The sequence below is a fragment of the Gracilimonas sp. BCB1 genome (genome assembly GCF_040117685.2).
Taxonomy (GTDB): domain Bacteria; phylum Bacteroidota; class Rhodothermia; order Balneolales; family Balneolaceae; genus Gracilimonas.
Map to the genome: position 1 here is coordinate 502,688 of NZ_JBEDYP020000012.1, position 15,061 is coordinate 517,748.

Consider the following 15,061-nt stretch of genomic DNA (forward strand, 5'->3'; position numbering starts at 1 on the left):
GGATAAGCAATGAATATGAGCACAAAATTTTCTCTCACCGGCATTTCTGATATCGCTCTGGGTAAAGACCTGAGGTCGGAAAACGAGGTAGCTGGAAAAAAGGCAGGTATGACTGTCTTGAATTCGGTTTCTTTCTTTTTAGCCGGCGTTTCCATTCTTTTTCTTATTGCCTTTCAAATCAATGAATCGGTATCTCTGACATGGTTTTTTCTGTCGGAAGCCATCGCTTTTTTGTTAATTCCGTTGTTAGCTCGTCAGGGGTTTGAAAAGGCAGCCAAAATTCTACTCATTGCTTACGCTGATATAGGAATTATCATCCTCAGTTCCGTATTTGGGGGCGATGCTATGATACAGGCCTTCTTTATCCCCGCAATGGGGCTTTCTATTCTTCTGTTTGATAATACACAGGTTCATCTGCGGAATATGGGTATCCTGTTGTCAATACTTTCATACTTTATCCTCGATTACATCATTTTTGAAAGGATCAGCATATCTGAAAGCAGTTTCTCCCTGGTTCGATGGAGTGTTTTAACAGGCTCATTCGTAACCACCTGGTTAATTTTCAATACGTTTTCTCAGTTTAAAGAAGATGCTGAGTATCAAACGCTGGAGCTACTACAAAAAGAGCAGGAATTAAACCAGGAGTTAAGCCTAAAGCAGGAAAAGCTGGAAACGTATATCGAGCAGCTTGAAGTGGCTTCCGAAGAGCTTGCAAAAAGCACGAAAGCTAAATCGGAATTCCTGGCTACCATGAGTCATGAGATCAGAACCCCTATGAACGCTATCTTAGGGATGACTCATTTGTTGAAGCAAGATAGTCCGCGTGAAGATCAAATCGAGCCCATAAATATCCTGGATTTTTCCGGTAAAACACTACTTTCACTTATTGATGATGTGCTCGACTTTTCGAAAATTGAAGCCGGTAAAATTGAGTTTGAAAGCATTGAATTTGAGTTAAATAAGCTTGTCAATGTAATCATAGAGAGCTTTAAGATAACGGCCAAAAACAAAGGTATTGAGCTTAAAACAGAAATAGGGGAAGGGATACCCAATATTTTAGTTGGCGATCCGGCGCGGCTCACGCAGATTCTGAATAATCTTGTGAGCAATGCATTAAAGTTTACTGAAGAAGGAGAGGTCCGATTATCAGTAAATGCTGTTCAGGACGATGATGAATCAATTCGTTTACAATTTGCAATTTCGGATACAGGTATTGGTATCGAAAAGGGTCGTGTTAATACAATATTTGAAAGTTTCACTCAGGCCAGTCAAAATACCAAGCGTCTATTTGGCGGAACCGGTCTCGGCCTTACCATCAGTAAGCAGCTTACTGAGCTGCAGGGAGGTTCTATTTCTGTGGAAAGTGAGGAAGGGGACGGCAGTACATTCTATGTAGAGTTAACCTTTGAAAAAGGATCTTCTGCTATTGAGGCCACGGCTATCAATAAAAGCGAAGATAGCACTACAAGCTTGAGTGGTCTTAAAGTGCTATTGGCTGAAGATAATCTGGTGAATCAAAAGGTGATGCTGCGATTTCTGGAAAGATGGAATGTGGATATGACGGTTGTAGATAACGGAAAAGAAGCTGTGGATGCCATTAAAGAAGATAACTACGATGTAGTATTGATGGACCTCCAGATGCCAACCATGGATGGCTACGAAGCCTCCGAACATATTCGAAAACTGGATGACCCGTACAAGAGAAATACGCCTATTATTGCTCTCACAGCTGCTGCACTTAAAGAAGTTCGGGAGAAGGTGTATGCTTCGGGCATGAATGACTTTGTGACCAAACCGTTTAACCCGGCTGACCTTGAACAAAAGCTGTTTCAGTTTATTGAGAAGTAAGTATAAAACGGTTTAGATTCGTTTTTTTGCAATAAACTACTCAGTTCTCCGGGAATACCAATACAACACCGCTCTTCAAAATAAAATGTCCCCAATTGGGAAAGCTGTTTGTCATAAGGGTGAACATTAACTCATTTATGATAGAATCATGAAAAAATATATGCTTTTGCTATTTGATAATGAAGATGCCTACAAACAAATGTCACCTGAAGATTACCAGGAAGAGATTGAGGCCCACGGAAAGTGGATTGAAGAATTAGGGGGGCACTTCGATACCGGAGAAGCATTGGAGTTTCCCTCAAAAACGGTTCGGGGTGAAGAAAAAATTGTTACCGATGGCCCGTTTTTAGAGACTAAAGAACTTGTGGGAGGTTTCTATATAATTAATGCCGAAAGTCTGGAGCATGCCGCAGAACTTGCCAAAGGGTGCCCTACTTTACGGTTGGGCGGCAACATAGAAATCCGGGAAGTAATGGCTATGTGATTTGAAAGATTCACAACCTCATACCGCTCGTACATTGGTCGATCATCTTTTCCGTGAAGAGGCGGGAAAGATGACGGCTATTTTAATTCGTTTATTTGGCCTCGGTAATGCGGAATTAGCGGATGACATTGTTCAGGAAACTTTTATCACTGCCATGAAGAAATGGCCGCTGAAAGGCGTACCGGAAAACCCCTCTGCCTGGCTAATGAAGGTGGCAAAAAATAAAGCCCTCAACGTTGTTAAAAGAGAGCGAATGATCCGGGAAAAGTCTTCTTCCATACCGGGTATTAATAAGGATGAGGCAGCCATCGACAACATGTTTGACCAACAGGAGGTAAAAGATACCCAGTTGAGTATGCTATTTACCTGTTGTTATCCTGAAATAAAAGAACGGGAACAACTAATACTGATATTGAAAATTCTGGGTGGATTCAGTAACGCCGAAATAGGTAGTGCTTTGCTCATAGAACCGGAGGCTGTAAAAAAAGCATTTTATCGGGCCAGGGTGAAGATCAAAAACCATTATACCGAGCTTCCCGAACTAAACCGGGAAGAAACTCAGCGAAGGGCAGATACGGTTTTGAAGGCCATTTACCTGTTGTTTAATGAAGGGTATAAAACCAGCTTTGCAGATGATCTGATCAATGCAGACTTATGTTACACAGCGCTTCGGCTTGCTCACCTCATGACATCAATTACTCTTGAAGATTCAGGACGAACTCATGCTTTGCTGGCGCTGATGTATTTCCAGTCGGCACGGTTTCCGGCCCGCTCAGGAGAGCAGGCTGAAGTGTTAGACCTTAAAGACCAGGATAGGAGTAAGTGGAACCGGGATCTGATAAACAAGGGGTTCAATCATCTGATGAAATCCAGAAACAGTAAAGAATTGAGCCGGTATCACCTGGAATCAACAATAGCATCTGCTCATGTACAGGCGCGAAGTTTTGCAGAAACAGATTGGAAGCTCATTTGCTCTTGTTACAAAAAATTGATGATGGTGGAACCTTCGGCACTGATTGAACTGAACTATGTTGTAGCGTTGAGCTATTTATATGGTGCTGAGTTTGGGCTGAAGAAGATAGAAAGCATTGAAGATTCAGAAATAAAAGCCAAGCAGTATTTCTTATGGGCAGCCAAAGCGGAAATGAATGTAAGACTTGGGAGATTTGGGTTAGCTAAATCCTATTATCAGGTTGCCTGCGATCATGCACAGTCCTCTTTTGATAAAAACTACTTACGCCGAAAAATGGAAGAGTGTGACTTAAACAACCTTTCACAAAATTAAAAGCCGTTCCCGAAACCGGAAACGGCTTTCTTTGTTCCTACAGTTTGTTTGTTAAGCTTAACCGCAATTACTTCTTGGTTGTCTTGTTAGCTTGAGGAACCTGCTTTTTATCAGCTGCTTTTGGTGCAGATTTAGGAGCAGGTTTTTGTTCTTTGTTAGCCATGGTTTCGGCCTCCAAACAAAAGATTGTGGTTATGTTCTTTTGCCTGTTTTGGCAAATCCCTAACCCATGTTCAGGCAGATGAGGACCCTGAGACATTGAATCAATATTCGCACCTTTTTGGACATTTAGCAATAGGGGAAGAGGCGCTACTGAAAATATATTTTAAAAAATAAGAGTTGCCTCCCTTCCGGAAGACAACTCTTGGGTTTTCGGGGTACAAATGAAAGTGAAAAAAGTTACTGTTCTTCAGGTATGGTGACGTAGAAGGTAGATCCAACTCCTACATCGGTTTCAACTTTGACCTCACCATTATGTAGTTCTACAAATTGTTTAACAAGTGGAAGCCCAAGCCCCGTGCTGATTTCTCCCTGAGTACCCATACGTTGGTGTTTCTTGTTCTTAGTGAACAATCCGGTGATATGTTCTTCGGGAATGCCGATGCCGGTGTCGGATACCGAGCAGTAAAGCACACGGTTTTCCGTACCAATAATTTCAGCTTCAACCGTGATGGTGTCCCCGGATGAGCTGAACTTAAGAGCATTTGAAATGAGGTTACTGATAATGAGTTTAAATTTTTCATCATCAAGTCTGAAAGAGCCGTTTACTTTGAATTGTGTGGTAATGTCCACTTGTTTGGTTTTAGCAAGAGGAGTATAAATGAGAATCAGGTCATGGATCAGTTCGTCAACCTGAACTTCATCAATAAGTAAACGGGAATCTCCATCTTCAATGGAGTTTGATACCAACTCAGCAGTGTAGGTAACCAGTTTTCTTCCACTGATTTCGATCATTGACAGAATGTTGTTTAGTTCATCACGATCCCCATCCCAAACATTCTGAAGGTAATTGGCGGAACTTATAATTCCGCTTAGCGGACTTTTGATATCGTGATTAACAACCCGTAGAAAATGATCTTTCTCCCGGTTCAATTCTTCCAGTTCCTTCTGGGTCCTCCTAATCTCCAGACGGGATACAATTTCTCCGGCTATGGTTTTTAAGGCCTTTTTTTGTGTTGCGGTAAGTTCTTTGGGCGTGGAATCAAGAACACAAAGGGCACCGATATTAAATCCATCTTTTGTTTTCAAAGGATACCCGCTGTAGAACTTATGGTGAGGTGCCCCGGATACAAAAGAAGCATCTTTGAAACGTTCATCTTTTGAGAGGTCAGAGATTTCAAGATTTTCATCGGCAAGGATGGTATGTGCACATACCGCTTCAGACCGGTCGCAATCGGTGCCGGATTCCAGCCCGAATGCAGCCTTAGTCCACTGCCGGTTATGGTCCAGAATATTCATCTGAGACATTGAGCTCTCGGTAACGATGGCTGCAAGTTCTACCAGTGAATCAAATTCCTTCTCCGGAAGCGTATCAAGTATATTATACTCTTCGACGATTTCCTGTCTCTCAGATTCATTATCCGGAAGAGGGATTTCACTGGTATTTTTATGGTTTGTTAAAACGGGCATAATAATCTTGTCTAATTTCTTAGAGCGCTGTGTGGCCCTTTAAGTTCTTTCTTAGCAAAACGGATCGATAAAGTGCTTTCCGTTTCATTATCCAATGTGATGGAGCCATCGAGCTGGCTTGATAATACATCAATAAGTTCTTTCCGAAGAGTGGTATTCGGATGTTCAGAGTCATACGTACTAAGCAATGCTCCGGATGGGTCAATCAGGTCAATTCTTATGCAATCACCCGTATTTTGCATTTTTAAAGCAAGGTTGCTGTTTTCCACCCCGCAATTGGTTTTAATCAGATCCAGATAATTGAGTATCTCATTGATAAGCATCCCGGCCGGAATGGCCTGATTTACATTAAGCTCAACTTCCTCGAGGTCAAAGCTGGAAATAAGCTTATAGGCATTGTTGTCGGTAACTTCGGCTCCTTCCTTAATAACGGTTTCAATATATTTTCTGAAACTGACGTGTGTCAGGCTTTCATTTTTGTACAGAAGCTCGTGGATTTTTGCAATCGTTGTAATTCGTGATTGGGTAGAATGCAGGTGCTTGGAAATTTCCTGATCATGATTGTCAAGAATTTCCAATTCCAGCAGTCCTGAAATAATAGCCAGGTTATTTTTAACCCGATGGTGAACTTCGCCGAGTAGTGTTTCTTTTTCGGCCAGTGATTTTTCAATAATGTTACGTGCCTGAATCTGTTCAGTCACGTCAATGGCTTCTACGAAAATGCCGTACACTTCTCCATTTTCATCATGGATAGGTTTGCAAACAACGTTTAGAAAATGGCTTTTGGAAGCTTTATTATTACCCTTATTAAAGTATACTTCCTTTTCGTTAAGATAGTGCGTTTTGCCCTCTTCGAAGCAGGAATCTAAAAGTTTTGTAAGCCCTTGTTTTTTGAGTTCAGGTATGGCTTCCTCAACAGTTAAGCCAACCAAGTTTTGCTTCCCTGTCAATTCTTTGTACTTGCCATTTACAAAGCTATAGATATGTTCTTTTCCTTCCAGCATAGCAATGGCAGACGGCGATTCTTCAAACATATCCTGCATTTGGGCACGGGCTTTTTGCTCCGTTTCAAGCAGGTCTACAATCCGGTTTTCAAGCGATTTACGTTCGTGGATATCCACATACATTCCATATATGGCGATTACATCACCGTCCAGCTCAACAGGTACTCCACCTACAAGTACCGGTACTTCTTTACCGTTTTTATGCAAACGAATGGTTTCGGTTTGGAAACTGTCGCCGGTGAAACTTAACCGGGAAAGGTTTTCTCCCTGCAGGTCCATAGCGGGGGGGACGATGGTTTGGTCAAGTTTCTTTCCGATTATTTCCGAATCGGCGTATCCAAAAATCTTGCTGAAGCTGTGGTTGATATTTTGAACCTTGCCATCTGCATCCACTAAAACAATTCCAATAGGAGAGTTGAAGAACAGTTGGTTCAGCAGCTCTTGGTTTCGTTTACTTTGCAATTCAGCATTTTTTCGGTCGGTGATATCCATATTTGAACCGGCAAGCTTTGTAGGCTTTCCGCTCTCATCCCATTCCACAAACTTTGCATTTGCAAGGATCCATCGATAAGTGCCATTACCAGCTTTGAGACGAAACTCAGCCTGATAACCGTCACCGACTTCTGTATATCTTAACAGCTCTTTGTAGGGAATATTCTTGTCTTCCGGGTGAAGAATAGAGTCAAAGAATTGTTTTTTGAAATCAATATCATTCTTGTCATAACCAAGAAGGGAAAACCATTGGTCGTTATAGAATATCTCATCTGTTTTCAGGTCCACTTCCCATAACCCAAGGTTAGCACCATCAACAGCAAGTTCATTGAAATGCTTAGTTCGCTGAAGTTCTTTTTTGACCTCTTGTCGTTCGTTTTCTATTTCGATGAGGTTATTACGATTCAGTCCTCCGCCTACAATATAACGTTCGCCATTCTGCTCAAAGCTGGTACCTCTCAGTAAATAATGAACGGTACGGCCGTCTTTGGTTAAACAACGGGCGTCAACACTAATTTTTTTGCCAATAAGTTTGTCCTCGAGAATATTAATGAGCATTGACCGATCGCCTGGATGCACGAGGTTCATCACATTCGTATTTGCAACCTCCTCATTTGTATATCCCAGGTCTTGCTCAAGCATGGCATTCCAGCGAACCAACTCGCCCTTTAGGTTGAACACAAAAAAAGCAGTAGGCAGGCTGGAAATAGCAGATTCAGTGAATTCTTTTTCATCCAGCAATTGCTTTTGTATAGCTTTTCGGGAAGAAATATCTCTGAAATTGATGAGGGTTTTCTTTTCACCGTCCTCAGTTTCGTATATAACGGAGCTTACTTCCACAGAAATTTTATCTCCGTTTTTATGAATGAACTCGGCGTCACCAACGTAGGAGCCATTCTCCAGACGGTCAGAGACAATCTCTTTGTTCACCGGATCTTCCATGTCAACAATTATGTTGCGGTAGTTGCCCTCCAGCTCTTCGGCTGCATAGCCCAGGATATCACAAGCAGCCGGGTTAACCTCAAGAATGAGGCCATCCGGCTTGCCTATGATTGTTCCTTCCAGGGTATTATTAAACTGTAGCTTGTACTGTTGCTCAGAAGCCTTGAGAGACTGTTCCGCATTACGTTTTTGAGAAATATCCTTGAAGGCCCAGCTTGTGACTGCCTTCCCGTTTTCATTTCGAAATAAGGTAACCGACAACTCAATGGGCACAATTGTGCCTTTTGCCGTCTTTATTTCGTGTTCCCCTATATAATTTCCTTTTCGGTTAATTCTTTTCTGAATGTCGGAAAAACTCAAATTTACATTCAGATAATTCTTGATGTCTGAAAAAACCAGTTTGTCTTCACTTATCTGAAGAAGTTCACAGGCAATGTTATTGGCTTCAATTACTGTTTTGGATTCATCGGCTACTAAAATTCCATACAAGCTGTTCTGGAAGTGCTTTTCAAACTTCTCAAGGGTTTCTTTCAGGTAGGTTTGGCTTTGAACCTGTACGCTTATGTCCTCGTAAATCAGGATGGCACCTTCATCAGTTCCAAGAGACTTTACGGTAACGTTAAAGACTCTGACCTGTCGGGCCTCAAAAACCTTGCAGTCAGTTTCAAAACTTTCTTGCTCTCCCCCCAGTATAGCCTTGATACCCAGTAAAAGCCGGAGGGCACACTCATTACCGGAAGCAAGGGGTTGCTGAAGTGCCGATAATATATTCTTATTAAGGCCGGGATGAGTCCAGTTTTCCAGGCACTCTTCCCGGTGCGCTTTCCATTTAGTATTAAAGGCCTTAACGACGCCTTCACCATCTAAAATGGCTACATGAGCATTCAGTGAGTTGAGAATGACTGAACTTAAATCATCCAATTCTATCGTGCTATGTATATTTTTGTTGCTCATAGATTGCTAAAAAGTATGGAGTCTCTTGATGACTAAGCCGGTAGTCTTTTTCTATTGATTCGGTTTGTTGAGCATTAAATTATCCAACTATTATGAGGGATGTATGACGTGAAAGACCTAATTTTGAAATTAGGCTAAAAGACCTATAGCCTGCTAACTGATTCGAGAATAAAGTTTTCGCCTTTTAGTCAGAATATTCACAAAATGTATTTCCATTGAGAAGCTCATGTACAGCCTCAACAAGTATTGATTCAGCAGGGGTATGAGAGATAATCCCGGATGCTCCAGCGTCAATTAAAGGCTGAACAAAGTTTTTATCGGCGTGATGGTCTAATACTAAAATGGGAATAACGGTCGACCAGGACTTTATTTCATTTATTTTATCGGGGGCATTACCGTGGCCGTGCGAGGTGTTCAGGTCATAAATAATCAGGTCGGGGCCTTCATTATGTAAGGAAAGCTGATCAGTAAAGTTAATTTCGGGAGAAACAAAATCAATGGAAGCCTCCAGCGAGGATATTAAAACCTCTGACACGATGTCGTTGGTTTGATTGATTTTGCCTATGAAGGTTACCTGCAGCATTACATAAGTGGATGATATATTCTACTTAACCTGATGCTAAAGTAATCTTTAAAGTCGTCTTAAAAATCGGTATTAACACCTATATTTTACATAGGTGTTTTTACCTAAGCAATAAATGCAATTTATAAAGGCTTTTCAAAGAATAGGGAATAGAAGTAGTGAAAAAGCAGGGTATTACCCGTCACTGTTGTTCTCAAAAACCTTGTTTTTTATAGCATACTTTACAAGTCCGGCCGTATTTTTTGCTCCGGTTTTCTGCAGCAGGTTTCGGCGATGGGCGTCCACGGTACGAACGCTCACAAATAACTGATCAGCAATCTCTTGGTTTGTGAATTCGTTGACAATCAGCTTTAAAACCTCCAGCTCCCGTTCTGTGATATTAACCTCATCAGATTCGCGGTTTTTAGAAACCGTAGGCTGAACCAGTTCCTGAAGGATAGCCTGAGTGGCATCATCGCTGAAGTAATGCTTGCCATCCATAATGGTGTTGATGGCTTTAATGAGTTCCTCTTTGCCGGAGCTTTTCAGGATATAGCCGGAAGCACCGGCTTTTATCATTTTCTTTATGTGCTGATCTTCACTGAGCATAGTTAAGGCCAGAATTTTAACACCCGGCTGTTCTTTTTTGATGATCTCAGTAGCTTCAATGCCATTCATTCTTGGCATGGTGATATCCATGACAATCAGGTCCGGCTTGTGTTCTTTTGAAAGTTTGGTCGCTTGTTCCCCGTTCTCTGTTTCAAATGAGATTTCAAAGCCGGGCTCATCCTCAATCAGTATTTTAATACCTTCCCTTACGATCTGATGATCATCAACTATTGCGATCTTAATATTAGCCATTTATCGGGCATTTGATTATTTGTTGATGGGAACAATGGCACTGATAAAGGTTCCTTTTCCGGGTTTTGAATCAAATTCAAAGTGCCCCCCAAGCGCCCCTGTTCTTGTTTTGATAGTTTGTAACCCCAAGCCCGGCTTAAAATCCGGATCTGATTTGTCAAAACCCATTCCATTATCATCAATCGTAAGGATCAAGTCAAGTTCGTCTTTTATTAACTGAACATTAATCTGTGAAGCTTCAGCATATTTTATAGCATTTGAAAGTGCTTCCTGTGCAATACGGTAGAGGTTAAACTGTACTTTGCGGGAAAGCTCCACGTCATGAATATTATGGTAATAACTTATATCTGTTTCATTGTCGGTACCGTAATTATCAACGAGTGCTTTGATGGCCAAAGCCAACCCATAATCATCAACCACACGGGGCATCAGATTTCGGGAAATTTGAGCTGTCTCATTTACCGCATGTTTAAGTAAATTTACCCCTTTATTAAATTGCTCTTGCTTGCGTTCATCCAGCTTGGAAATGTGGTCTTGCACCGCGCCCAGGTTCATGTTTGCTGCTGCAAGATATTGGCCAAGTCCGTCATGAAGTTCCTGAGCGATTCGGGCTCGCTCCTTGTTTTCACCCTCTACCAGAGAGGAGAGTACCATTTCCTCTGCTTTTTTCTGTTCGGTAATATCATTCACCAACACCAGACGATAGTTTTTACCAAAATAGTTAATAGAGGAACCGGTAATTCTTACATGTATAATTTCGCCGTTCTTCTTGAGATGTCTGGATTCCGCAGGTTCAGACATATTGGTCTTTCGATCGCTCTTGATAATTTGCTTCGCCTCGTGCTTATCTCCTTCAGGCCGGATGTCTAAAATAGTTTTGGAATAGAATTCCTGCCTGGAATAACCATAATGCCGGACAGCAGATTCATTTACCTCAACAATGGATAAATCATCAGGATTAAAAATTAACATTGGCTGGGGGCTTTTTTGAAATAAAAGGCGGTAATTATGCTCCGACTCAGCCAGCTTCTTCTCAGCTTCAACCTGTGCCGTAACATCCACTACGGTCGAAATCATAAGGTTTTGATCGTAAACCGGGATATTTTTGGCGTTAATAATTCGTCTGGCACCTGTTTCGGTTGTGATTTTTATCCCCTTCCATTGCATCCGGTCAGGATTTTTAGACTCCAGATCTGCAGAAACCATTTCCATCATATTCTTTCTATGCTGAGCATCAGGGTATACCTTTTCAAAAAAGGTTTTGGAATTGTTTATAACATCTTTGGGCCATCCATAAATTTCAGAGAACTTCTTATTCATTAATGTCACTTTCCCGGAGTCGATTAAATTTACAGCAACTCCAATAGGCACATTCTCTATGGTAGTCTCAATGAAATCGATCTGATTTTTCAGTTCTTTCTCATATTCTTTTTTGTCGGTGATATCTTGTACTACACTTACTACTTTCTCTATTTCTCCCTCTTCATTTTTTACCAGTGTAACGGTATGATCAGAATAAAAGATCGTGCCGTCCTTTTTCTGCATTTCGAATTCTGTTTGAAATACCCCTTCTTTTGCAAGAGTGTCACTGCTTAATACATCAAACTTGGTATATTTTTCTTCATTTATATGCAGTTTCCTGGTTGTGCTGCCAATCAGTTCTTCTTTTGTAAAACCAAATAAGTCAGTGCAGCTTTTATTGCAGTCTGTAATTACTCTTGTGCCCGGCTCAAGTATAAAAACACACTCCCTAAGGCTTTCAAATGTTTTCTTTAGCAGTTGCCTGGACTCAATAATTATATTTTGAGAAGCTGTCAGTTCGGTTATATCAAGCCCAATGCCGATAACGCTTTTATCGGAAAGTCGAATGTTGGACCATTCCTGTATATGAGTTTTTCCTTTTTTGTCTTTAACCTCAAATTTATACCATTTTCCGTTGGCTTCAGTCATAACCTGAGAAGCCTTTTCTCTCGCCTCCGGGTCAGGGTAGCAGGCACTCAATAAATCTATTTCCTTAATCTCTTGATTGCTCCACCCCATGGTGTTTTCAAAGGCTTTATTTACCCTGATCTCATTTATGCCGGGATCATAGATATCAACCATTACAGGAATTTGCTCAAAAATACGTTCAAACAATTCCTGCTTCCGTTCAGACTGTGACTCGAGTTCAACCTGTTCAGTGATGTCCTGAATGATACCGGAAATCATCACAGCTTCACCTTGCTCATTTTCCTGAACCCTGCCTAAACTTCGCATCCACCTAACAGTATCGTCCGGCCAGATAATGCGATACTCTGCGCGGTAGGGAGTCCGTGTTTCAATTGCTTCGATAAAAGCTTGTTCTACATTATTTCGGTCATCAGGATGAATGCGATTATAAAAGTCTTGAACGTTCCACTTTTTAGGTCTTTCTTCCAGTCCGAATAATTTATAGTGGTATTCTGATGTGATATTCCTGTTTGTTCTAAGGTTGATGCTCCAGGTGGCAATTTTAACCGAGTCTAAAGCCTCATCCACGCTTTTAGTTGCCGACTTAATACGCTTATTGCTATAATCAACAAGGAGGTAAAGAAATGATGCCGTAACTAATACATAAAAAAGTCCTTTGAAGGTGCCATAACGGGATAGTGTTTCAACGTCGGAGATAAAGAGTGTAAGCAGCTGATCAGAGAAAAGAATCCATAAAATACCCGTCACCAAATAGATGAAAGCAATATTGACGGCATTAAGCTGGAAAAGTCTGCGAAACTTTTTCATGATGAGCGTTCTCCCTAATGATCAACCTCAAAACTGAACTAACTGTTTTCTTACTTAAAGCACAAGAAGAATTACTGTTTAACACTAAACGATTGTAGATAAGGGAAGTGAATCAGGAGGGAATAAAAGGCATAAAAAAACCATCCTCATCTGATTCAGTTGAGGATGGTTGCATTTGTACCCACGACTTAACCCACAAAGTGGCCCTCTTGACCACTAAGTAAGAGCGATCCCAAAGCCATTCCTTACACATTTTTTTTAAATAAATTTTATAGGTAAAATCAGCCTCTGCGAGGTAACCAAAAGCGATTAGTTGTTATTTATTGAATACAGGAAAAGCGCCGCCAAAGAAAGGAAGCGGATTTTTGTGCGCGAGGGGAGAAATAAAAAAAGCCACCTTTGAAAAAAGGTAGCTTTAAAAATTTAAGTACGCACGAGAGGATTCGAACCCCTGACCTTCTGGTCCGTAGCCAGACGCTCTATCCAGCTGAGCTACGTGCGCAAAAAATTCGAGAGCATCAAAGATAAGAAGATCATAACTGCAGGGCAATTATTTTATGCCACAGAATGAATAATATAATTTTAAAGTTGTGGTCATATAATCGGCAATTTAAGAAGTAAGCATTTGGTACGATTATTGAATTATTAACAGCAGAGAAGGTTTGATGCTAACCCTTAACCCGGAGAGAATAATATGAACAATGCATCCCGACATATTTTGATGCAGCTTGAAATGATACTCAAAGAGTATCCGGAAGCCGAATTTTACATTCAGGAGCGTATGCGCTCTTTGATTTCAGATCTGCTTAATTCCGAGATCTGTTTTGAAGAATTACAGCCACAGAAATAATAATCGAAGAAAAAAAGGCTCTGATACAGAAAGAAATTCCTTTATCAAAGGCTTTAATCATTCATCGGTCGATATCCACTCCTGATATTGGGCACGTCGCTCGGTTACTTTTTTCAGGTAATTCTTGGTTTCGTCCCAGGGAAGGTTTGCCAGCAGGTAATCGTAGTTCTCTTTTGCGCTCATCCCGTTAATGGTGTCCCGGGCATTATTAAAATTAGTGGAGTTGATATATGCCCTTGCCACATTTCCTGCCCCGGTGTTATAGGCGCAAATCACCAGGTATTCATGAACGGTCTTATCTTCAATTCCGCGCATATACCGGTTCATTAAAATGTCGATATACGTAGAACCAAAATGTACGTTTTGGTCGGGATTGAATAAGTATTCAGCTGAAGGAATGGCGTCTTTGCCGTTCAACACCCGATATACATCACGGCCGGCGGTACGGGGAACAATTTGCATCAACCCCAGTGCATTTGCATGAGATTTCGCCATGGGGTTGAAAAAAGACTCAGTATGAATGATAGCCAGCACCAGAGTAGGGTCTATTTCATACTTATCAGAGTAGGTCTCTACTTCCTTCCTGAATTTCTCAGCCCGGGTGCGAAGGTGATCAGGCACAAGCTGAAGATTTAATACGGCTATCTTTCGGATGGTTCCATCTTCGCCCTCTATTTCTTTTATCACCGTTTGTTCAGTTACCTCTTTAGCATATTGCAAAGAGTCCATGTCTTCCGGGATATCAACCTGCCCGGCTAAAACTGGTTCTTGCTGTATTTCTTTTTCGGTTTCATCGGGTAATTCCGACTCGGTACCCTTACTGCTGATCAAATCCAGAACTGCATTTTCAATGGCAATAAGAAGGCTGTCTTCGGTGTCGTTTTCATCAGCCAGCACTTCGATGGTGCCTTCTCCATCTTCGAAATCAACATCCCATCGGACTTTACCTCCGTTTTGATATTCAATCCAGTTGGTCCTGGTTCGCTCTTTAAAATCTCCCCATTCCCTGGTCATTTCACCCCTGAAATTGTTGAATTCCATTTCATGCTGAAATACAAAGGATTCATAATCAGCAATGCTTTGGTGGAGGGCGGAGTCCTGTGCAGCCTGAATTTGATCAAGCTGCTGCTGCCGTTGCTCCCTGTACTCTTCCCAGGTTAACGATGCGTCCTGTGCTGCAATATGTGTGGTAGAAAAGAAAAGTATGAACAGTCCAAATAGTAGTGATGTCTTCATGATTACCCCAAATGCTTTAGCCTGATTAATTAATAAAACTGTCCCCGTTTGCTATACCCGAAAAGTACAATCTGCAGAGCAAAAGCCAAATATCGTTTTTTTGGTGCATAATTCCTGAGTATTAGGTTTATGATTTAGGAATCGTAAGACTGAACCC

The 15,061-nt window shown here is 41.3% G+C and carries 10 protein-coding genes and 1 tRNA gene; 4 read left to right on the plus strand and 7 right to left on the minus strand.

Features of this window, described 5'->3' with window-relative positions; all coding sequences use genetic code 11:
• The first annotated feature begins 15 nt into the window (after positions 1–15).
• The 3 genes from ABFW99_RS08710 (at position 16) to ABFW99_RS08720 (ending at position 3,617) form a co-directional block, all read left to right on the plus strand.
• A complete protein-coding gene (locus ABFW99_RS08710) occupies positions 16–1,848 on the plus strand; it encodes an ATP-binding protein (RefSeq protein ID WP_349353635.1) in 1,833 nt (610 codons plus the stop codon).
• Between the two features lie 148 nt (positions 1,849–1,996).
• A complete protein-coding gene (locus tag ABFW99_RS08715; RefSeq protein WP_349353636.1) occupies positions 1,997–2,332 on the plus strand; it encodes a YciI family protein in 336 nt (111 codons plus the stop codon).
• Position 2,333: 1 nt separating this feature from the next.
• Positions 2,334–3,617 (plus strand): RNA polymerase sigma factor, encoded by a 1,284-nt coding sequence (locus ABFW99_RS08720; RefSeq protein ID WP_349353637.1) that lies wholly within the window; start codon positions 2,334–2,336, stop codon positions 3,615–3,617.
• A gap of 399 nt (positions 3,618–4,016) precedes the next feature.
• On the opposite strand, the gene ABFW99_RS08725 is transcribed toward ABFW99_RS08720, so the two are convergent.
• From ABFW99_RS08725 to ABFW99_RS08750, 6 genes are all read right to left on the minus strand, one after another.
• Positions 4,017–5,246, minus strand: a complete 1,230-nt coding sequence (locus tag ABFW99_RS08725; protein ID WP_349353638.1) for a GAF domain-containing sensor histidine kinase — start codon at positions 5,244–5,246, stop codon at positions 4,017–4,019.
• 11 nt (positions 5,247–5,257) lie between these two features.
• Positions 5,258–8,638: a PAS domain S-box protein gene (locus tag ABFW99_RS08730; protein ID WP_349353639.1), complete on the minus strand. Its 3,381-nt coding sequence runs from the start codon at positions 8,636–8,638 to the stop codon at positions 5,258–5,260.
• A 184-nt stretch (positions 8,639–8,822) separates the two neighbouring features.
• Positions 8,823–9,221, minus strand: coding sequence for a hypothetical protein (locus tag ABFW99_RS08735; protein ID WP_349353640.1), 399 nt, complete (start codon positions 9,219–9,221; stop codon positions 8,823–8,825).
• A 174-nt stretch (positions 9,222–9,395) separates the two neighbouring features.
• Positions 9,396–10,061: a response regulator gene (locus ABFW99_RS08740; RefSeq protein ID WP_440707478.1), complete on the minus strand. Its 666-nt coding sequence runs from the start codon at positions 10,059–10,061 to the stop codon at positions 9,396–9,398.
• 15 nt (positions 10,062–10,076) lie between these two features.
• Positions 10,077–12,818: a PAS domain-containing sensor histidine kinase gene (locus ABFW99_RS08745; protein WP_349353643.1), complete on the minus strand. Its 2,742-nt coding sequence runs from the start codon at positions 12,816–12,818 to the stop codon at positions 10,077–10,079.
• A gap of 428 nt (positions 12,819–13,246) precedes the next feature.
• Positions 13,247–13,320: transfer RNA gene (locus tag ABFW99_RS08750), tRNA-Arg, on the minus strand.
• Positions 13,321–13,512: 192 nt separating this feature from the next.
• Between ABFW99_RS08750 and ABFW99_RS08755 the strand changes: the two genes are divergently transcribed.
• Positions 13,513–13,668, plus strand: a complete 156-nt coding sequence (locus ABFW99_RS08755; RefSeq protein ID WP_349353644.1) for a hypothetical protein — start codon at positions 13,513–13,515, stop codon at positions 13,666–13,668.
• A 57-nt stretch (positions 13,669–13,725) separates the two neighbouring features.
• Here ABFW99_RS08755 and ABFW99_RS08760 read toward each other — a convergent pair whose 3' ends face one another.
• Complete coding sequence (locus ABFW99_RS08760; protein ID WP_349353645.1) at positions 13,726–14,904, minus strand: murein transglycosylase domain-containing protein; 1,179 nt, start codon at positions 14,902–14,904, stop codon at positions 13,726–13,728.
• Positions 14,905–15,061: the final 157 nt, after the last annotated feature.

What these genes read in the sequence shown, in the direction of transcription:
- ABFW99_RS08710 (WP_349353635.1), top strand. Translation starts at nt 16, where the DNA reads ATGAGCACAAAATTTTCTCTCACCGGCATTTCTGATATCGCTCTGGGT.
- ABFW99_RS08715 (WP_349353636.1), top strand. Translation starts at nt 1,997, where the DNA reads ATGAAAAAATATATGCTTTTGCTATTTGATAATGAAGATGCCTACAAA.
- ABFW99_RS08725 (WP_349353638.1), bottom strand. Translation starts at nt 5,246, where the DNA reads ATGCCCGTTTTAACAAACCATAAAAATACCAGTGAAATCCCTCTTCCG.
- ABFW99_RS08730 (WP_349353639.1), bottom strand. Translation starts at nt 8,638, where the DNA reads ATGAGCAACAAAAATATACATAGCACGATAGAATTGGATGATTTAAGT.
- ABFW99_RS08735 (WP_349353640.1), bottom strand. Translation starts at nt 9,221, where the DNA reads ATGCTGCAGGTAACCTTCATAGGCAAAATCAATCAAACCAACGACATC.
- ABFW99_RS08740 (WP_440707478.1), bottom strand. Translation starts at nt 10,061, where the DNA reads ATGGCTAATATTAAGATCGCAATAGTTGATGATCATCAGATCGTAAGG.
- ABFW99_RS08745 (WP_349353643.1), bottom strand. Translation starts at nt 12,818, where the DNA reads ATGAAAAAGTTTCGCAGACTTTTCCAGCTTAATGCCGTCAATATTGCT.
- ABFW99_RS08755 (WP_349353644.1), top strand. Translation starts at nt 13,513, where the DNA reads ATGAACAATGCATCCCGACATATTTTGATGCAGCTTGAAATGATACTC.
- ABFW99_RS08760 (WP_349353645.1), bottom strand. Translation starts at nt 14,904, where the DNA reads ATGAAGACATCACTACTATTTGGACTGTTCATACTTTTCTTTTCTACC.